Origin of the sequence: Paenibacillus sp. SAFN-117, assembly GCF_051966115.1 — a bacterium.
Taxonomy (GTDB): domain Bacteria; phylum Bacillota; class Bacilli; order Paenibacillales; family NBRC-103111; genus Paenibacillus_L; species Paenibacillus_L residui.
Map to the genome: position 1 here is coordinate 36,998 of NZ_JBQCLK010000022.1, position 19,574 is coordinate 56,571.

At 49.2% G+C, this 19,574-nt stretch carries 21 protein-coding genes; 3 read left to right on the forward strand and 18 right to left on the reverse strand.

Annotation, left to right across the window (positions count from 1 at the left end):
- Positions 1 to 72 precede the first annotated feature (72 nt).
- The 6 genes from coaD to ACTHRH_RS15330 form a co-directional block, all read right to left on the reverse strand.
- Complete coding sequence (gene coaD / locus ACTHRH_RS15305) at positions 73 to 576, reverse strand: pantetheine-phosphate adenylyltransferase (RefSeq protein WP_144933246.1); 504 nt, start codon at positions 574 to 576, stop codon at positions 73 to 75.
- On the reverse strand, positions 569 to 1,174 hold the full coding sequence (gene rsmD, locus ACTHRH_RS15310) for a 16S rRNA (guanine(966)-N(2))-methyltransferase RsmD (RefSeq protein WP_150959625.1): 606 nt from the start codon (positions 1,172 to 1,174) through the stop codon (positions 569 to 571). The genes coaD and rsmD overlap by 8 nt, the downstream gene beginning before the upstream one ends.
- 273 nt (positions 1,175 to 1,447) lie before the next feature.
- A complete protein-coding gene (locus ACTHRH_RS15315; protein WP_379285332.1) occupies positions 1,448 to 2,365 on the reverse strand; it encodes a class I SAM-dependent methyltransferase in 918 nt (305 codons plus the stop codon).
- 155 nt (positions 2,366 to 2,520) lie between these two features.
- Entirely contained in the window at positions 2,521 to 2,862 is a 342-nt protein-coding gene (locus ACTHRH_RS15320) for a hypothetical protein (RefSeq protein ID WP_379285334.1), read from the reverse strand.
- A gap of 239 nt (positions 2,863 to 3,101) precedes the next feature.
- Positions 3,102 to 3,488, reverse strand: a complete 387-nt coding sequence (locus ACTHRH_RS15325; RefSeq protein ID WP_379285336.1) for a DUF1634 domain-containing protein — start codon at positions 3,486 to 3,488, stop codon at positions 3,102 to 3,104.
- Positions 3,481 to 4,359 (reverse strand): sulfite exporter TauE/SafE family protein, encoded by an 879-nt coding sequence (locus ACTHRH_RS15330; protein WP_379285338.1) that lies wholly within the window; start codon positions 4,357 to 4,359, stop codon positions 3,481 to 3,483. The genes ACTHRH_RS15325 and ACTHRH_RS15330 overlap by 8 nt, the downstream gene beginning before the upstream one ends.
- Before the next feature lie 162 nt (positions 4,360 to 4,521).
- On the opposite strand from ACTHRH_RS15330, the gene ACTHRH_RS15335 reads away from it, so the two are divergent.
- Positions 4,522 to 4,977 carry an Lrp/AsnC family transcriptional regulator gene (locus tag ACTHRH_RS15335; RefSeq protein WP_144933252.1) on the forward strand — a complete coding sequence of 152 codons (456 nt, stop codon included), beginning with the start codon at positions 4,522 to 4,524 and terminating at the stop codon, positions 4,975 to 4,977.
- 82 nt (positions 4,978 to 5,059) lie between these two features.
- Here ACTHRH_RS15335 and ACTHRH_RS15340 read toward each other — a convergent pair whose 3' ends face one another.
- From ACTHRH_RS15340 to ACTHRH_RS15365, 6 genes are all read right to left on the reverse strand, one after another.
- The gene (locus ACTHRH_RS15340; RefSeq protein ID WP_379285342.1) at positions 5,060 to 8,104 is read right to left on the reverse strand and encodes a YhgE/Pip family protein; all 3,045 of its coding nucleotides are present in this window, start codon (positions 8,102 to 8,104) and stop codon (positions 5,060 to 5,062) included.
- Between the two features lie 298 nt (positions 8,105 to 8,402).
- Positions 8,403 to 8,762, reverse strand: a complete 360-nt coding sequence (locus tag ACTHRH_RS15345) for a hypothetical protein (RefSeq protein WP_379285344.1) — start codon at positions 8,760 to 8,762, stop codon at positions 8,403 to 8,405.
- A gap of 754 nt (positions 8,763 to 9,516) precedes the next feature.
- Positions 9,517 to 9,849, reverse strand: coding sequence for a LytTR family DNA-binding domain-containing protein (locus ACTHRH_RS15350; RefSeq protein ID WP_144933519.1), 333 nt, complete (start codon positions 9,847 to 9,849; stop codon positions 9,517 to 9,519).
- 22 nt (positions 9,850 to 9,871) lie between these two features.
- Positions 9,872 to 9,997 (reverse strand): hypothetical protein, encoded by a 126-nt coding sequence (locus ACTHRH_RS15355; RefSeq protein ID WP_379285346.1) that lies wholly within the window; start codon positions 9,995 to 9,997, stop codon positions 9,872 to 9,874.
- On the reverse strand, positions 9,994 to 10,518 hold the full coding sequence (locus ACTHRH_RS15360) for an accessory gene regulator ArgB-like protein (RefSeq protein ID WP_379285348.1): 525 nt from the start codon (positions 10,516 to 10,518) through the stop codon (positions 9,994 to 9,996). Before ACTHRH_RS15360 ends, ACTHRH_RS15355 begins: the two co-directional genes overlap by 4 nt.
- Positions 10,499 to 11,170 carry a hypothetical protein gene (locus ACTHRH_RS15365; RefSeq protein WP_379285350.1) on the reverse strand — a complete coding sequence of 224 codons (672 nt, stop codon included), beginning with the start codon at positions 11,168 to 11,170 and terminating at the stop codon, positions 10,499 to 10,501. Before ACTHRH_RS15365 ends, ACTHRH_RS15360 begins: the two co-directional genes overlap by 20 nt.
- A gap of 221 nt (positions 11,171 to 11,391) precedes the next feature.
- Here ACTHRH_RS15365 and ACTHRH_RS15370 point away from each other — a divergent pair, with 221 nt between their 5' ends.
- The gene (locus ACTHRH_RS15370) at positions 11,392 to 12,099 is read left to right on the forward strand and encodes a DNA alkylation repair protein (protein WP_379285352.1); all 708 of its coding nucleotides are present in this window, start codon (positions 11,392 to 11,394) and stop codon (positions 12,097 to 12,099) included.
- A gap of 173 nt (positions 12,100 to 12,272) precedes the next feature.
- Here ACTHRH_RS15370 and ACTHRH_RS15375 read toward each other — a convergent pair whose 3' ends face one another.
- The 6 genes from ACTHRH_RS15375 to ACTHRH_RS15400 form a co-directional block, all read right to left on the reverse strand.
- Positions 12,273 to 13,760: an FAD-dependent oxidoreductase gene (locus ACTHRH_RS15375; protein WP_144933524.1), complete on the reverse strand. Its 1,488-nt coding sequence runs from the start codon at positions 13,758 to 13,760 to the stop codon at positions 12,273 to 12,275.
- A gap of 249 nt (positions 13,761 to 14,009) precedes the next feature.
- A complete protein-coding gene (locus ACTHRH_RS15380) occupies positions 14,010 to 14,480 on the reverse strand; it encodes a hypothetical protein (protein WP_379285355.1) in 471 nt (156 codons plus the stop codon).
- Positions 14,477 to 15,736, reverse strand: coding sequence for a DNA polymerase IV (locus ACTHRH_RS15385; protein WP_440416382.1), 1,260 nt, complete (start codon positions 15,734 to 15,736; stop codon positions 14,477 to 14,479). Before ACTHRH_RS15385 ends, ACTHRH_RS15380 begins: the two co-directional genes overlap by 4 nt.
- Before the next feature lie 181 nt (positions 15,737 to 15,917).
- Positions 15,918 to 16,961 carry a serine hydrolase domain-containing protein gene (locus ACTHRH_RS15390; protein WP_379285358.1) on the reverse strand — a complete coding sequence of 348 codons (1,044 nt, stop codon included), beginning with the start codon at positions 16,959 to 16,961 and terminating at the stop codon, positions 15,918 to 15,920.
- A gap of 83 nt (positions 16,962 to 17,044) precedes the next feature.
- The gene (locus ACTHRH_RS15395; protein ID WP_440416385.1) at positions 17,045 to 17,284 is read right to left on the reverse strand and encodes a hypothetical protein; all 240 of its coding nucleotides are present in this window, start codon (positions 17,282 to 17,284) and stop codon (positions 17,045 to 17,047) included.
- Positions 17,285 to 17,297: 13 nt separating this feature from the next.
- Positions 17,298 to 19,016, reverse strand: a complete 1,719-nt coding sequence (locus tag ACTHRH_RS15400) for a putative bifunctional diguanylate cyclase/phosphodiesterase (RefSeq protein WP_440416387.1) — start codon at positions 19,014 to 19,016, stop codon at positions 17,298 to 17,300.
- A 291-nt stretch (positions 19,017 to 19,307) separates the two neighbouring features.
- Here ACTHRH_RS15400 and ACTHRH_RS15405 point away from each other — a divergent pair, with 291 nt between their 5' ends.
- Positions 19,308 to 19,547 (forward strand): indolepyruvate ferredoxin oxidoreductase subunit alpha, encoded by a 240-nt coding sequence (locus tag ACTHRH_RS15405; RefSeq protein WP_144933531.1) that lies wholly within the window; start codon positions 19,308 to 19,310, stop codon positions 19,545 to 19,547.
- Positions 19,548 to 19,574 lie beyond the last annotated feature (27 nt).

Here is a 19,574-nt window from a genome sequence, read left to right on the forward strand (position 1 = left end):
CATCGAGACAAGGATACATAGCCTCTCAAAGAATCATCGTATTGGTATGAATGATTTCATTCGCCGCAACTTCTAGCGCGTCCCGAATTTCTGTCTCAAGGCCTGCTCCACCACTTCGGGCACGAGATCGTTTACGGGGCCGTGAAACTGGGCGATTTGCTTGACAATACTCGAGCTTAAGTACGAATACTGGCTGCTGGCCATCATGAAAAAGGTCTCGATATCGGAATTCATCTTCCGGTTAAGAGCAGCCATTTGCAGCTCATACTCAAAATCGGATACTGCCCTCAGGCCTTTGACAATGACTCTGGCGTTGCGCTCGCTCATATAATTTATAAGCAAGTCGTCAAAGCTGTCCACTTCCACATTAGGCAGATGTTCGGTCACCTGCTCCAGCAATTGTTTACGTTCCTGAATACTGAACAACGGCGTTTTGCTGGAATTTTTCAATACCGCCACAATGACTTTTTCAAAAACCTGCGATGCTCTCTGAATAACGTCCAGATGACCGTAAGTGACGGGATCGAAGCTTCCCGGACAGACGGCAATCGTATGCTCTTGGTTCAGTTTATTCATGCTGGTCAACTCCTTCATTCGTGTGCGAACCGCTCTCCGGGATTTCGCTTACATATCGATAAACATAAATGGCCGTATCTCCATAGACGGAGTGGCGAACCTGGGACAGGCCTCCGATTCGGGCCTCATAATGCCGGGAGGCATCGCATTCGATCAGCACCGTTGCTCCGGGCTTCAGGAGTGCCAGCTCTTCCAGCATCCGCGCAAGCTCGTCCAGCTTCTTCATCCGGTAAGGAGGATCCAGCAGCACAAGATCGAAACGCATCTCCCTTTTGGCCAGCGCTTTGAGCGCCCGCGTTGCCTCGTTGCGGTAAATTTCCGCACGGTTGTCCAATCCCGCCGACTGCACGTTCTCGCGAATTACGTCAACGCTCTTCTTCTCCAGGTCGACGAAGATCGCCCGGTCCATCCCCCGGCTGAGCGCCTCAATTCCAAGCCCGCCCGTCCCCGCGAACAAATCCAGTACCTGTCCTCCGTCGAAATAAGGGCCGATCATACTGAATATGGCCTCTTTAACCTTGTCCGCCGTAGGTCTCGTTCCGGTGCCGGGTACTGCCTTCAGCGGCCTTCCTTTGGCTGTTCCTGAAATGACTCTCATCCGTTGACCCCTTTTTTTGCGTATGTCATTCGTTGCTATATTATCACATATTGTTGCCGCGTTTTACAAAAAAATTTTTATCCCGGATGTATATTTTCACGGCAAAGGGTCAATCCTGACAATATCGACATTAGAGTAATGTCGTAGACAACCGCGGAGAAGGCTTACGTTTCCCCATAAGCTCTTCGTCCGGTTTCTCCTCTCCCATGAAAAGGGCGTCCCGCAAGGGACGCCCGATTTATTTTTCCAATCCGATTCCGACTTACCCTATATTCAAATAACTTCCGCCTTTACAAAATACGCATGCTCATAAGCATAATAATCATCGGAACGGTTCTGAAAATAGCTTTCTTGTATATCGGCCGGGCTTAATTGCTCCACCATCCGCAAACCGGCCGGTTCCAACTCCGAGGCCAAGGCGGTAGGATCCATTCCTGTAACCATAGGCTCGCCTGCCTGACGCAGCATGCCCAGCATTAAATTAACGCGGTGAGCTGCCGTTTCAGAATTAAAGGCTTTCTTATCCCAATAATCAAAAATAATTCGGCTGCCCGCAGGACTGATTTTCGAAATGGTCCGGAATGTCGCGAACACCTTGTCGAGCGGCAAATAATGCACAACTCCAAGCCAACTGAAGAAGGTCGGCGCCTGGGGATCGTAGACGGTATGCGCCAATTCCTTGTCCAATGGATGAATCGTAAAGTCTACCGGGACGAAATGGAGGTTGGATGGAATGTCCAGTTCCAGCTCGGCGAGCCGTTTCCTCTTAAAATCCTGCGTAGCCGGATGATCGATTTCGAAAATTTGCGTTTGCGGATAGCGTCCGGCATTTCGCAGCGCAAAGGTATCCATCCCGGCTCCCAGAATAACGTATTGAGTCACTCCTTGCCGGATAGCTTCCTCCAGATGATCTTCCGTATATCTTGAACGGCTGAGAAACAGCGAGGTCGGAAAATACAGCTGGACCATCGATGCTACGGCCATAGCCGGGTCCGGACTCTCAGCTGCCCGCCGGGGGTCTATCTTGGACAGACCGGCGACCATGCCGTGATCGAACGCGGCAAGGTCCTCCTCCGTCAGCAGACGGGGGGCCATAAAATCGTCAAAAATTTTAGGTTCGGCATGAATCGCATGGTGGGCTCGCAGGTAGGCGCTCATCAGCGCGGTTCGTTTAATACTGGAATTGTCCATTCCCGTTCCTCCTCGGCATGAGCTTATTTATCCACCATTATACAGGAAATAAATAGAATATTGGTAATTTTTTTGAAAAACGCACAGATTTCCGGGTATAGCAATTTTACGCAAGGGGCTTAAGCTTGCAGTTGGCTGCTCCGGCCAAGCGCGGCTCAAGCAGAGCAGAAGCATGCTATATTCATCCCTGCTTCAATAACATGCTCCAGCATAATCGATTCGTAACCTGCAGAGGTCTTCACTATAATCTGTTCAGGACCCAAGCGATAGATCCTTCCTGCCACTTGCCGTATTCTATCCGGATCTTGTATCAGCAATCGTATCGGCGCCTTGTGCTCCATGGAAAACCGGACAAGATCACGAATCAGGCAGCTTGCCCTATCTTCTCCCGATAGAGCCGGCTTTCCCGTACATGGCTCCGCCTCTTCCTCTTCCGGCAGCGTCAGCGTCATCGATCTGTACCATAAATGGAAGTCTGTTCGCCCGGCATTATTCACGCTGCTGCACCTGCCTTCCCTTCTTCTTCTCCGCCCATTAACAGAACGTACGTTCCTATTATAGTTTACCGGGTACCATTAAGCAAGAATAATATCGGACTACATCGCACGATCAACCTAAATGGTTTAATGATAAAGGACACCGGAGACTTTAATCGGTCGGAAGGTGCACATAATACAACTAGCCCCCCGCGACATCATCGGATGATGGAACGGAGGGCTTATTTTCCTGCATTCAATTACGGCAAGAAAAAACTGATCACAAGGGTCAGCAGCACAAAACTGGTCAACAGCACATACAAATAGTCCTTTTCCGCCAGAAAGACAAATAATGAAATCGCCACGCGCAATACCGGAGTCAGAATGAGCAGAAACAAACCCGCCATCATTAAGGCGAAAGGCTTCAAAGCCGCTACCCCCGTCACGATATCGGATAAAGCGGTCGGGTAAGCTCCCTCCGGATAGCCGCTGTCTCCCCTCAAGATAAAATAGATCAAGCCGGCCAGAATAACGGCTCCGCTAATCGCCACCCCCGCCCTCAGCCAACGGCTGACGGCCAGCTCCACCTCCGCCGCGCGATCCCTTGTCTGCGGCTTTCCAGTTATTTGCCCCTGCTTTTCAGTCATAGCTGCCCCCCACTCCCTGCACGATCATCTGTATGGCCACATAAGCGAGAATCGGAATGAACAATTTGCGGATGGTCTTGCTTTTCAGCTTCTGCATCACCTTGGTGCCGATCATCGCTTCCATTAGAACCCCCAAGGCAACAGGCTCGGAAATAACGGGATCGATATCCCCCCGGAAGAAAAATACGCCGGCGCTCGCCGCTCCCGTAACCCCCATCATGAAGTTGCTCGTCGCACTGGATACCTTCAACGGCAGCTTCATGAATACGTCCATGGCCATCACCTTGAAGCTTCCGCTGCCGATGCCCAGCAGTCCGGAGATTACACCGGCGCCGTACATAACGCCAAACCCTCCGTAGACGTTGCCTACATTGTACGGAACGGTCTGCTGCAGAGCTTTGTCGTAGTATTCTCCCTGCAGCTTCAATTTCCCCGCCATGGGATGAAGCGGGACTTCTTCCGGCAGCTCGTCTTTTGTTTTCTTGATCATGGCCAGGACGGAATACAATAGAATCAGTCCAAAAATGATATACAAAATACCGGGCGCCATTAGCCCGCCGATAAATGCTCCCGTTATCGCTCCGATCGTTGTCGCTACTTCCAAGAACATTCCGACTCTCACATTTGTTATGCGGTCCCGAATATACGCAATGGCCGATCCGCTGGAGGTCGCAATGACGGATATGATGCTCGCGCCAATCGCATGCTTGATATCCACGCCGAAAAGCAGGGTCAGCGCAGGGGTAACGATAATTCCGCCGCCCAAACCCAGCACCGACCCCACCAACCCGGCCAGCACGGATATCCCCAAAATCTGAATCGCTATTAAAGCCACATTATCCCCTCCCGAAACAAAGCAGTGGATACCCATATGTATATCATATACTTTACATTCGATCAATATATAAAAAATAAATTTTACAATGTAAATAAAAAATAGACGATTAAAACACCTTAAACTAAAGGCAAATAGCCATTCCTTCAGCACAAAATGTTATAATAAAAGCTAAATTCAACCTTAAGGAATGATGATATGCAATTTAAAAACCTGGATAAAACCGATACCCTGATCTTGAAATATTTATCGGAAAACGGGCGCTTGAGCAACGCGGAGCTGGGGCGTCTCGTGAACCTGACCCGCGCGGCCGTTCGGGAGCGGATCAACGAATTAATCAACGATGGGGTCATTGACCGTTTTACGATCATCGTTAATCCTCTTAAAGCGGGGAAAATGCTGTCCATGTTCTTTAATATTGAAGTGGAATGGCCCAAGCTGCAGCAGGTGGCCGATGAATTGATCGCTGCGGAAGAAATTACGAACGTGTATCAGATGAGCGGCAAACCTCACCTGCATGTTCATGCCCTGCTGGACAATCCTGAACACGCGGAACAATATCTCAAGAAGCTGCAGGCGATTGAAGGCATCGTGGATGTTCAGAGCGAGGTTCTGATCGCACGGTATAAAGAGCGGGGAGGCCTGCTGATTTAAATTGATCGGTCTGACAATAAAGAACGGCCGCCGTATTTCCGTCGAGATTATCTCTGTCGACGATACGGCGGCCGTTTATCCGTTATAGAATCAGCTTGCTTTCTTTGGCTTTCTCCAAAAATTTGTCGCTCGATTTGTTAAATGTTTTCTTCAGGGCGACGCCCATTAGAAATGCGATTCCTACATAAATGAATAGAATAAGCGCATGCTTCCCGGCGACGCTCCACAACAATCCGCCCACCGCCTCCCGCATTATGGTGATAGCATGCGTGAAGGGCAGGAACGGATGAATTTTCTGGAAGAATTCCGGTGCCATCTGGATCGGGAATGTTCCCCCGGAACCGGACAGTTGAAGCACCAGCAGAATGATCGACAAAGCTTTGCCCACATTGCCGAATACGGAAACAAGCGTATAGACGATCATTACGAATACTGCGCTAATCAACAGCCCGAACAATACAAACCAGACCTTGTCGACTACATAGGTTTTCAGCAGGAAGATATCCCCCAGCGTAACGATAAGCGACTGCCCCAGCCCCAATGTCAGGAAGGTGAAGAAACGGCCGAAATAAACCTCGTAGCTCTTATAGTCCTGCTTGTTCTCCACATCGGCCCTTAACAGCGAGACGAGCAGCAGAGCGCCGACCCATAATGACAAGGTAGTGAAAAACGGTGACATGGCCGAACCATAGTTAGGAATCGGGAACAGCTTGTGCTCCTCAAGCTTAATCGGATGGGAGAAGAAGTCGCTCTCCTTGTCGGCATCCAGGCTTAACAGGTCCATGATCTGATCGAGTGTCCCGTTCTTCTCAAAATCGCGGATCCGGTCGGCAATCTCCTTCAGCTTGGTTTGGGCGGCGGGAAACTTATCGCGAATTTGAGCAATTTCCTTCTGCCCCAATTCGACTCCCTCACCGGCCTTCAACAGAAGGTTCTCAATATCCGGCAGTGCCTCATTGGCTTCGTGAATAACGTTGTTGGCCTTGCGCACCGTTTGCTGTGCAGCCGCAGACGCCTCATCGAAAGCCGGAGCGAGCTTGGTCTCGTACAGCTCCAACAGCTCCCCGACCGATTGATCGATTTGCTTGGACAGCTCGTTGACACGTTGAACGAGCTCCGCTGCAGGCTCTCCGCCTTCCTCTACCGCCTCATAAGCCTTGGCCAGCACTTCCTTCAATGTATGGAGGCGCCCCTGTATGGCTTCCAGCCGTTCTGCGGCATCGCGCAGCGCTCCATCCTTCACGGCTGTCTGGGCTTGATCCAACGCACCAATCAGACGGCCTATAGCGGCCTGGCCGCGGTCGATTCGGGCCATCCCTTCCAGCAGCTTCGTTCTCACCTTGCCGGTATCTACAGACAGAATCTTGTCCGTCAGGGCGACGGTCTTCCGCGCTGCTTCCTGCAGCTTATCCATCTCCGCCCTTACTTGCTTGTCAAGCTCCGCCGCTCGGTTCAACGCCTCCTGCAATGCCGGAATGACAACGGGGTCATAGGCTTGAATTACCTCCCCAAGCAGGCGATCCGTCTCCTTGAGCAGCCCTGTGATATCCTCCAGCAGCTCCTTCGCGGGCTGCTGTCCGTTCTCGATCAATTGCAGCGCTTGATCCAGTCTTTCTTTCGTATTCTCCAGACGCTTCTGGACTTCCTTAAGCACCGTAACGGGATGCTGCAGAAGGTCTTTGCCCGTCAATGCGTCAAGCCGCTCCAGCCCGTTGATTAATCGCCCTGTTACCGTAAGGCCGGCATCGACCCATGAGGTGACCTTCTCCAAATCTTGTTTGGCACGTTCGGCATCGAACGGCATATCCAGCAGCTTCTCCACCGCCTGCTCGCCCGCCTGAACCTTCCCCTGCAGTTGAGTAAGCCCTTCTTTAAGCTTCGGCGCTCCCTGCTTTGCCTTCTCGACAGCTTCCTGCAGAGCGGGAAGAATTTGATTGTCGTGAAGCTGAATAAGCTGGCCGATCAGACGATCTGCTTCCCCGGCAAGGTCATGGATTCGTTGAATCAGCTCCCGTGCCGGTTCTTCTCCCTGATCAAGCACACGGACTGCGGCAGCCATGGCATTCTTTAATTGCCCCAGCCGGTCATGGGCCGTGATCAGCGCCTGGATAGCCTCCTGCAGCTTTCCTTCCTCCGTCACCAGAGTATCGATCGATTTCAACACATCCGTCAGCCTTTCCAACCCGGCCGAACCTTTATCGATAAGCTCCATGGCCTGCCCTAATCCGCTTAATAGGGTATCCGCGTTGATATCCGAAGCGATCAGCACATCCGTCAGCTCGCCCGTCATGTGGGCAACCTCCTGAAGCGTCTGCAGATCGGCCTGAATAGCCGGGGCATATCCCCTTATGACACTGTCCCCTTCGTAAAGCAATTGCTCGAATTGCTGGCCCAGCGTCTCGGCATGCTGCCCTATCTCCTTAACTTTGCCCAGCCCTTCATCCACCTTGCCCACGATAAGCTCGGCCTTGTCCAGATCCGTCTGCGCAAGCTGGATCATCCGCTCGATTTCCGGCAAATCGGCCTCGAGCTGGAAGACCAGCTTCTTCATCCGCTCCATGGCAGGAAGATTTTGTTCGATTTCTATACCCATCTCGTTAAAGGCTTTGAATATCGCGCCATTGGCCACCTTGACGAAGTGGCTGCTGACGTTCTCGACAATGCCGGATGCGCCGGCCGATGTCACCTTGGGCGCAATGGCATTTATTTTTTCATTAATATAATAATCCAATTCCGGCTTCTCCGGGTTGCTCGTCAAGACGGATGTAATCTTCTCCGAGAAATCTTCCGGGATGACGATTCCGGCATAGTAATCGCCTTGCTCCACCCCGCGCAGCGCCTCTTGCTCGTCTACGAATACCCAGCCCAGCTTATCATTTTCCTCCAGCGATTTAATAATTTCATCGCCAACCCGCAGTTCCTTGCCTTCCAGCGTCGTCCCGCGGTCCATATTGGAAACGGCAATGGGGACGTCCTTCGTATTGGAGTAAGGGTCCCACGAGGAAATAATGTTAAACCAGGCGTACAGTGACGGTAAAAAGACAACAGCAGCTATGACGATCAAAGCTGCCGGATTCCTTGCTATATTTCTTAAATCTGTACCGAAAATTTTAAAAATGTTTTTCATATTGTCCAATCTCCCATTTTTCTCTCTCTATTGGCCGTACAATGCTCCGTCTCTCCATCCGCGAAGTTCATACGAGCCGAGTCTCCCGTCTGTTAATATTAAAATATAGTACCTGATAGATTTCCAGAACGCAACGAGCCGAATAGGGAGAAAACCCTCTGGTAAAGGAGAATAATCGGACCGAAAGCTGTTTTTTAGACAAATTTCGCAAAAAAAAAATAGCGCGGCAAAAGCGGCGCGTGGGCGGCATTCGTTTTCGTGCCGCTTATCCTTATTGGGATGGTGGCTTCGTACCAAGCTACCGGCTGTTCATCACTTTAACGACGTCTACGTTCCTTCCGCGCAGCGTGTCCACAATCAATTCGATAAATTCCTTGGACGTGTTGGCTGCCACAGCTTGCCGGTAAATATTCACCAATTCTTTGCTGTCCAGCGTTTCCAAAGCCGATGGCCTTGGAGAACGATTATAGTGATTCCTGATGACCTCCACCCAATCATATGACTTAACGGCATGGAAATGATTCGTTATATTTTTCCAAGATGCTTGTATGGTTTTCTTGGAGGCTTCGGCAACATCGGTCATGATGTCTTCCTCCCCGACGTTCCCTGCGGTCTCTCTCTCGTTATCCGGCGTCTGAACATGCTTTCCACCAGACACTTAACCCCTCTCCCTTCGGGAAATTTCTTTCTGATATCTTTTACTTTAGTCCTAGCATAACATGAGCCCACCGTCCCGTCTTTACCGTTTCGCGCTCCAAAAAAAGCTTTACATATTGTGGAAAATATGCAATAATATTTCCTTTGCTTTCGGAAAAGGATCGAATAGCGCCAATGAGAAAAACTCCTATCGGAGTATTTCATGGATGAGCGACCGCGTTTAAAGGATGTTTTTATCGCCAAATAGAATTTGAAGTTATTCAGGACGCATAACTTATAAATTCTATTGTGGTAAAAAAAGCTCCTAACGGAGCCTCTTCGAAGACGAATAACCCGGTTTTAAAGGAGACCTGAGGGAAAACCAACATCGCATCCGGGTCGGTAAAGACATCGCAAAGACGAGCAAAAATACATTAAAATCGTGCCCTTTTCCAAAAAGAAGGCGAAAGACGCTCAAATGTGCAGGTCTTTTTCAAAAAATGGGGCCATTTCGCAAAAAATCGCTCCAAAGACCTGCATTATCGCTTTAGAATCAGGTATGTGGCGACTTTTCTCCAAAAAGACGTGCATTATCGCTTTAGAATAGGGGGAAAATTCCGGTGCTAGCGGTGCTGAAAAATCGCAAACTGGATTTTGGGGCAGCCCCTTGATTGAAAGAAGAGCTATCCGCCAAAACGTTCGGTTTTAAATAAGGAACTAAATAAGCTCTCGAAACTTATACTTTTTAATGTGGTTAAAAAAGAGCCCGACCTGTTTCAGGTCGAGCTCTTCTTGTTTTCCTCCATATATCTTTTGATCCGCTTTTCATTCGATTCGGAAACGGTTGCGAAGGTGCCGGCTCCCTCGAAGCTGACGATCTTTCGCTCGGAATCGTAACCGGACACATTCTTGAGATTAACGACGTTGGAGCGATCCAATCTCTCAAAACCGCTCGAATGATAGGCGGCATAAAGATCGGAGAGAGTGGTGGGGACGACAAATTCGCCTTCTTTAGTATGGACGTATATTGTATTTTTATGATTGGAGAAATACAATATTTCTTCCTCCTGGATTTCACAAGAAGAACCGTCATTTTTCAGAACACGCATGTACTCCCCACCTTACTATCCTTTACTGCTTTTTCATAAGCTCTTTAGGCGCTTGCGGGCTGTGAAACATCGGTTTAAGGATTGCTGCAAATACGACTGCGCAAGAAGCCAGGACGGAAGACGCGCACCGGGCTACGATTTGTCTCATAGCGTTCCCCCCTTTCTCCATGGTATAACTGTTAAGGACTGAACCAGAAAGGCCAATCCAATAACATGCGAGCCAATAATGAAGTTGGAGCTGACCAAACCTATGGAAGTCCATTTTAATAAAGGGTACATCTTGGCGGGAATAGCGACGTTAGCATCCGGACGCGGGGCAAAAGCGATCATAACGGTCAGATTCGTGAGATTAATCAGGAAGAGCAGCGTTTCCGGATAGACGGGCACATGCGGAATTCCGGCACACAGCAGCACCGAGACGATATTGCAGGCCCACACCGACTTGAAGTGGGTGCCGCCCGACGCCATTCTTAGACCGCCTAAACCGATCAGGACCAGCAGTGTAGATGCCAACTCGCCGGTAGACCATCCGATAAACAACGAAGCAGCGACAATCAATCCGGTATTAAGCAAAATAGCCAGCGAATACTGCATGACCTCAATGGAGTGAGTGCGGTCCGGATCGGCCTTCTTGATCGCCACGGCAATTCTATATGCTAAAGTGTTCATCTTCGCCTCTATCCTTTTTGTAAGAAACGTATAAGTACCCATATAGAATGACTGCATTGGCAGTTGGCACTAGAAAAAACAAACCCGATAGGTAGTTGGCAAAATACATCGTCAACAGAACGATCAGGACGGAAGGAATGTTCAGTATTAATAAAACCTTTTCCCACGTCTTAACTGCAATTTTCCCATTGGGCTTGTCCGGCACGAAATCGAAGCCCTTGCGCTTTGCCGATAGGAAATAACCTGTTCCGATGGCCGTGGCCGCAGAAAGCGCCTGCAAGACGAACGTGCTGATGCTCAAAATATAAGGAAGGTCGCCATCAAACAATCCGGCATTATCCATAATGAAATAATAGAGCGTTTGAATCAGCATATAGGCCTGATACGCCATTCCCGTCAAAATCGCGGTATAAAAAACATGAATTTTAAAGAGCAGCCATATAAAAGAAAACATGAGAAGAACTTGCACGACAACATCCACTTGCGGAAGCTCGTAGACTGTTCTCAACACGTAAGAAATGAAGGACATGATGAGACTCGCAAAAATCATTTCTTTAGGGAATAAATCAATTTTAAACAGTTTAAAAATCAGATAAAACATGGCATAATTTTCTAGCATAGAGAAACCGATGTACAGCCATAAGTCCATCAATCCGAAACACTCCCGCTGCCGACAAAGTTCGACTTTTTTCTATATCCAATATACTAGATGGAAGATGTTTCTACAATAGCCTTTCCCGTTCTTTCAGTGTAAAACCGCCTTTTTCTGCCTCTTTTCCGACATTTCGGTTAGTAGTATAATCCTATTATGCTATGGAGTGACGATTTTCCTATAAAAACCGTCTATGGAATGGATAGAAAGCGGGTAAAAAGATGACTTTGGATGAAGTTATGGATCAGCTCAAGCTTCTCGGAACCGAGCAAACCAAGAAGACATTCTCCCGGCATGGGGCGAAGGAACCTCTCTTCGGCGTTAAAATAGGAGATTTAAAGCCGTTGGTCAAGCAGGTGAAGAAAGATCAGGCTCTGGCCTTGGCCCTATACGATACCGGAAATCATGATGCTATGTATCTCGCAGGGCTTTCCGTCGATCCGAAAGCCATGACCCGGGAACAGCTGCAAAATTGGGTAGAGCGAGCATACTGGCATATGCTTGCCGAATGCACGGTGGCCAACGTGGCTGCCGAGAGCCATTATGCGCTGGATCTGGCCAGGGAATGGATGGCGTCAACGGAGGAAACCGTCGCCTCCTGCGGCTGGAGCACCTATACGTCCTACTTGTCCGTTACTCCTGACGAACAGCTTGATTTCGCTGAAATCCGCCGTCTATTAAAGCAGGTGGAGAAGACGATTCATCAGGAAAGGAACCGTGTCCGATATACGATGAACAACTTTGTCATTGCCGTCGGAAGCTTTGTGGTGGGGCTTCATGAAGAGGCTCTGGAGGTCTCCGGGAACATAGGGAAGGTTCATGTCGATGTCGGACAGACCGCGTGTAAAGTGCCTTTGGCTGCGGATTATATCGAAAAGGTGAAAGCCAAGGGAAGGATCGGAGTCAAGAAAAAAACCTGTATCTGTTAAACGGGACTTTGCTCAAAGGAAGGCCAGCCAACCTTAAACGGTCGGCCGGCCTTTATCAAATTGCTCGATCATCCGGTTGCCGGCCAGGGTGACTGTTCTGCGAGCGTGTCATCCCCAGCCGAGGCATCGGCAAGATCCTCCAAATCTTATTTTACATAAGATTGCAGCGGCCGTTACTCCACCGCCAATTTTCCTCTGTTAATCAGTTCGAGCTGCTCCTCCGAATAGCGGCCGATTTTATTTTTGGCCTGCACTCCGCTTAAGGTAATATCATAATTCTTCTTGATATATTGATGAAGCTTCTCCATGTCCTTCTCCGAAAGCTCTGCCAGTTCGCTCTTGCCGTCGATCTGGCCGAGAATAATCCCGATCACTTCCCCGGCCAGCGAAGTATTCGGCTGGATTCGGGCGCTTCCATAAGCTACTGCGGATGCCCCGACATTCTTCCCGGCCGTGAGCACGTTGGAATAGCCTTTTAACTGGAATGCCCGCAGCGGCATCCCATATTTATCGGGCTTGCCCGTGCTTGTCCCCCATGGATTCGCCTGGTTGCCCTGAAGATCAATCGGATAGCCCGCTATGCTTACGTTATCCCAAAACATGGCTCCGCCCAACAGATCCGTCGCCTGCAGAACATATTCCGTTTCGTAGCGGGTCGAATCACGAATATAGAGGTAATCGGGATAGCCATTGACCTCGGCCTTCTCCCATCCCGGCAGCTGCTGCCGCAGGTGCTTGACCACCCGGTCCGTTTCGGTCTTCCCGGCTTCCAGCGCCTCCTGAATCCGCCGATCATCGGACGGATCCACATTGAAAACAAGAAGGGCGTTAATCAGCGCTTCCCCATCCCGCTGATTAATGATGTTTAATCCGCGCAGGAACACATCCTTCTGGCTGGATGAGTAGCTTTTCCCAATATTTCCGAATCCGTAAGCAAACGTACCGGTGAGATAGGTGTTCGAACCGTAAATTTCTTCCTTCTTATCCTGGCTCAGACTATTTATTTCTCCGGCAAACTTCTCCCAATCCACCTGGCGGAATTTCATCATGATGGATGCGGCCATATAATCCGTCGCTTCCCCGCCGAACACCGTCTCGATTCCTGGAATCCGCGTCGTCTCCAATCGGCTGGACAGGGCGCCGAAATCCGTATTCTCCACCCAATACTTGGCAGACACCGTCCTCTCTTCCCCTCCTGCAGTCCGATAGGTGAGCGATTTGATTGTTTGCTTGGAATGGGCATCCGGCTCGCTATCGATTTTCACAATCTGGATTCCCGATTCGATCGGTATCCCTTCGGCAATCGATTGGAAATAGTCCACGAACTCTTCTTTCTTGCGGATTTCCCCTTGTTTATAACGGTCAAAGAGCTCCTTGACGCGCCCTTGCAGCAGCGATTGGCCGGCATCATCGAAGGGCTCGTCCAAATACAGCATCTCTCCCTGAATCAGCTGTCCGCCCGGCTGCTTCCGCGGATCGAGAACCATCACGTTAAGCCCTTCATCCGCAGCCGCCCGGGCCAGATACATCCCTTCTATTTCGGAACCGATCAGCACGATATCCGGGTCCGAGCCCCGGTCTTTGCCCCCAGGCTTCTTCTCTCCTTCACAACCGGCAACAAGCAGTACGACAAGCGACAACAGCCACACGACACGTTTCACTCCAAATCCCCTCTCCCTGTTCACTCTCTCTTGGTACAACTATGCAAAAGGATAGCAAATCCGGCGCCTGATTTCCAGCGAACGATCCGGCCTGGGCGAGTAAAGATTCCTGGAGAAAAAAATGCCGCTCTCTTCCGTTAGCAGAAGGGAGCGGAAACAACAGACGGGAAACCGATCCGATCCCCATAGACCCTTTCCCAAGGCTGAACAACAAATCGCCAACCTATATGACGCCCGGATATCCAAAGTTCATTGGTCTGCATTCATTCGACCAACTAGTTCCTTGATATACTTTGACAGGCGGATGCTAATTTCCGCACGCATAACATCCCGGACCATTCCAAAGCGATCCTCGTATCCTCTGCAAATAAAACGGTGATATATGACCATATCTGCCTGTTCATCACTAATGATTTTAATATTGCGCTTGGACAACTCACGGCGCAGACTGTACAAATCCGTACTTATTTGATTCATGAGTGCCCGGCCTGCTGTCAAATAAAGCTGCTTTAAAAGGTTGGAATGATTCTCTATATCTTCGATGCTCTTCTGCACCATGCTTAACATGTAAGGCAGCAGGATGTAGTCCCGGATCATTTTGAACTCCTCCTCTGTAGGTTGTTTACGGGAGTTCTTTTCGCGGCGATTTTCGTATTGTTCTTGATGCTCAGTGAGCAGCATTTTGGACTTCCATCGTTCATTGCCGTCCAGTTTGCTCATTTGTAATGGCCTCCAATCTGTTCCGCCCTCTCACGGGCCACTCCGGACCGTAATAATGAAGATACCCGCATAATAGCAGCACTGCCGTATCTATCCTTGATTTCATCCGTTGCTCTCTCCAGATTGTATGCCTTGATCCGGTCCTCGAAAAAAGTGAGCTGAATGACGTTATCGTCGGTCAACTCCGTCAGTGCAATATTCAGGTGGCTAACAGGCATGCCGCTCCAATGTTTATGGAAAATTCCAAGAGCTGCAGCAGCGACTTCATGCGAAAGGGAGGTCGGCTGCGGAAGGGTTACCTGTCTATTAAACGATGCCGACCTCTGGCCGTCTGTTTCCATGGCTCCCACGGATACAACTCGCCCGATGTAACCCAGTCTCCTGCTGCGGCGGCAGACTTCCACCACCAACTCGAGCAGTACTACTTCAATATCTTCAAGCTTCCGATAAAGGCTACTTCTGAGCGTCTTGCCGTGACTAATCGATTTTAATTTATTGCGAATACTCGCCACGACAGGGCTAGGGTCTATTCCACGTGCCGTTTGCCAATAATATTCCGCCTGTATATCGCTTTGCTTGCCCATCTCTTGACGCATGCGCCGTTTAAAGACACCCAGTTCCTGACGCGCAATGTCGCCAATCGTGTAGAGACCCATGCGCGTAAAATGGCGAGTCATCCGGGAGGCAACCATAAACATTTGATGTACCGGCAGTGGCCATAATACTGATTCCAAATTGTCGAAATCAAGTTTGAAGATACCTTCGGGCATCTTTTTGGCAAAATTATCAACAGCCATCTTCGCCAACACTTTTGTTGGTCCGATTCCACAACGGGTCCAGACCCCTGTCGACAGTAGAACACGCGTTTGTATCTGGCGGGCGATCTCCTCCGGAGCCCCGAAATAACCGATAGAGCCCGTAACATCGAGAAACTGTTCATCGATCGAATAAGGTTCGACTTGATCTGTAAATGATTCGAAAATCTCGGTAATGAGCAGGGACACCGTGATATAGGTCTGCATTCGGGGCCGTATGACGACCAAATCGGAACATTTCGCAAGCGCCTCGCCCACTCTTTCGGCTGTCGTCACGCCGCGTGCTTTGGCGACCGGGCAGGCAGCCAATATGATACCCGATTTTCTGGAGGGATCGCCTACGGCTACCGGCTTATCCTTTAAGTCTGGTCGGGCTGCTTTTTCAATCGAGGCATAGAAGGACTGTCCGTCAACTAACATAATGGTTCGCTCTTGATACATGACATTTCACTCCTATAAAGTCACGATTCGGAGATCGCCTCTCACGCACCCTCCGAATAAGAACATATATTCTTATTATATACAGAATGTATGTTCGTGATGCAATGAGAATAACTGGAAAACCAAAAAAACGCTAATCCCATTTCTGGTTAGCGTTTTCCGTTAGGGTGGACCGGCTCATCTATTCATTATTCCCAAACAACAAATCCTCGAATTTGCGGTGGATTCCGATGGTGCCCTGAGCATCGTAGTTGGATAAAATCACCAATGTATAACCGCTAAGCATATACATGTTCAAAAGCGCGCTAACACCGGGAAATCCGCCGTTATGACCGACGATCCGCTCTCCGTGCTTCCGGATATCCATAAAGCCATACCCATAGTGCTTCTTCATATCCGGTCCGTAAGACTGAAATTTGTCTGTTATGGCCAGAGCGGTCCATTCCGGGCTCAGCAGCTTATTCCCGCGAAGGGCGATGTCGAACCGCAGCAAATCCTCCACAGTAGAATATCCCCCGCCGGCCGGGCCTCCCTTAACGGCATGGAGGAACCAGTTATTGCGCCGAGGCTCCCCCTCCTTCGTTCCTTCGCGAGTATAACCCGCAGCCAGATTGGGGACATCGTACTCCAGATCATAACAATCTGTATCGGGCATATTGGCCGGTCCATAAACGTTTTCTTTGACAAATGTAAAGTAATCCTTCCCTGAAACCGACTCAATGATGGCACCCAGAATGATATACCCTGAATTACTATAAAACCATTGGGTGCCCGGTTCGAACAACAGAGGATCTTCGATAAAAAGCGGAAGGTAATCCTCCACGGTTTTGAGTTTCGTGAAGCTGGCCTCATATTTATCATTCCAGTAAAGTCCGGTTCCCGACGTATGCGTCAGCAGATGGTGGATCGTAATTTTGTTAGCCGGCTCCGGCGGAAAATGAGGCAAATATTTTCCAATCAAATCATGGACATGCAGCAGGCCGTCTTCAGCCAGCCTCAGGATGGCAACGGCAGTAAACATCTTGTTCACCGAGCCGAGATTAAATTTGGTATCCGTTCGGTTGGGAATGCCGTATCCCTTGTTCGCCAGGCCGAAAGCATTTTTGTAAACCGTTTCCCCATGCTTTGCCACCAATACCGCCCCCGAGAATTGATCCTCGGCAACCAGGCTTTCAATATGAGCATTAAATTTGGCCAGGTCCATATCCGTTAATGTCATGGTCATCCATTGTTCCTCCCCTATGAGTTTGTCCGACAACGGGTCCCGGATTTACCTGCACATTCGCATGTCTTTGTGGCTCATTTTAATCAAAATCCCTGCAAAGACCTGCACAGTCGCCGGTTCTTGCCGCTCTTTAACGAGGGGTTGGCTTTCTGTGATGCTTTATCGTTGGACAGGTAAATTATTACATTTTTCATTTTATCAAAAATTGCTTCCGCTGAAAACAAATGGTTTTCCTTTTTAAATGCTTTTTTACGACGGGCTGCTCCCATAAACAGAAGGCGGAGTTTCCTCTGCATCGGAAACTCCGCACTTGTATATTTCATCCTGCTTCTATAGTCAGGAGGTCACCTTCAATTGCATGTATCGGGCAAATTCGACCGCGGGTAGCGGCTTGCCGATCAAATATCCTTGAACCTCGTCACAATGATGCCTGGTTAGAAACTTAAGCTGCTCCTCCTCCTCTACGCCTTCCGCAATCACCCGCAAATTCAAGGCGTGTGCCATATAGATGATCGCCTTGATGATCGCCGCATTATTCTCTTCTCCCAGTGACTGGATGAAGGATTGATCAATTTTCAGCGTATCAATCGGGAAACGGCGCAAATACCCTAATGAGGAGTAGCCTGTCCCGAAATCATCAATGGAAATCGATATACCGAGCTGCTTGAGCTCCTTGAGCACATCCAGGGAATGCTTCGTATTCCGCAGCATAATGTTTTCCGTAATTTCCAGCTCCAAATACTTCGGCTCAAGCCCGGTTTCCTCCAGAATTTCCTTCACTTTTCGGGCAAAACCGGCTTGCTGGAAATGGATTGCGGAAATGTTCACCGCCACACGCATCGGCGGAAATCCCGCTTCCTGCCATTGCTTGTTCTGGCGACAGGCTGCCTCCAGTGTCCAATAGCCCAGAATGGAGATTAGTCCCCGCTCCTCCGCCAAAGGAATAAACTGGCTGGGAGGAATGGAGCCGAGCTCGGGATCGGTCCAGCGTACAAGAGCCTCCATGCTGTAGATATTCTCCTGCAGCATGTCCATCTTCGGCTGATAATGGAGCTCCAGGCCTTCGGACTCGATAGCTTTGCGCAGCTTCGTTTCCATCAGCAGCAGGGATGCGTAGTCCTTATTCATGGCAGTCTGGTAAACGGTCACCATGCTTTCGCCATACTCCTTCGCCCGGTACATAGCAACGTCCGCATGCCGCACCAGTGAGTCCATATCATCGCCATGATCCGGATAGAAACTGACGCCGAGGCTGACCGTCACGAAAAATTCGTGGCCCTGAATAATAAAACTCCCTTCAAACAGCCTCAAAATATCGGCGCTCTTCTGTAGCGCCTCATCATTATTGTGCACCGGAAGCAAAATAGTGAACTCATCCCCGCCCCAACGAAACAGCCGCGAACGGACAAAAGACAGCGTCTCCAGCCGCTCTGCGACTTCGATTAACAGCATGTCTCCTACGGTATGCCCCAAGCTGTCGTTCAAGGTTTTGAACCGGTCTATATCCAAAAACAAGAGAGCCAATTTCTGGTCCTGTTCTTTAGCCTTATCGATCTCCTCGGTCAGACGCTCCTGAAACATTCTTCGGTTAGGCAGATTAGTAAGCGAATCATGATACGCCATATGCCGGATCGTCTCTTGAGCATGCTTCAATTCACTTATTTCGTTTCGGATAGCGATAAACTGATAGGGAATGCCTTTGTCATCAAGCAGAGGAACAATTGTTGTCTTTACCCAGTATAGGCTGCCATCCTTGGCCCGGTTGCAAATTTCTCCATGCCATACCCGACCGCTGCGGATCGTCCTCCACAGCTTAGTGAAGAACTCCTTGGGGTGATACCCCGAATTAACTATCCGATGGTCTTGTCCAAGCAGTTCCTCTTTAGAGTACTTGGAAATCAGGCAAAATTGATCGTTCACCGAAATAATTTTGCCCTTCCGGTCGGTCACCGCCAGAATAGACGATTGATCCAGAGCATATTTAATATCCTGCAGCTCTTTGACCGTTCTTTTTAATTCAAATTGATAGTCCTTCTGATTCTCTTGACTGTTCATGAGTTCCTCCCCCCTAACCTGCTTCAGGGAACGGGCATTCCCTTCATCTCCCTTTATATACGCAGCAAAGCTTTAATTGGTTTCGATGCAAAAAAATAATATACCCCCTTTTTTCTTATAGATTTTAAAGGATATTACGAAGACTTTATACTTTCTCCATGAATCTGTTGATTTGTTATATAAAAAAAGTGATAATAAACACGTAAGGCAAAATCAGAGATTACCAGTTAACCGCTGGTTCTCTTATAGCTAATACTACTTACCATTTTTTAAAAAGAGGAGGTTATTACATTGGCTTTCGTTATCACCTCTCCATGTATCGGAGAAAAAGCCGCAGACTGCGTGACATCCTGTCCGGTAGACTGCATTCATGAAGGCGAAGATCAATACTACATTGATCCGGATACCTGTATCGAATGCGGTGCTTGTGAAGCCGTTTGCCCAGTAGCCGCTATTTTCCATGAAGATGATGTACCGGATGACGAGAAGGAATTCATCGAGAAAAACCGACTATTTTTTCAAAATAATTAATAGTATCGTACACATAAACAAACTGCA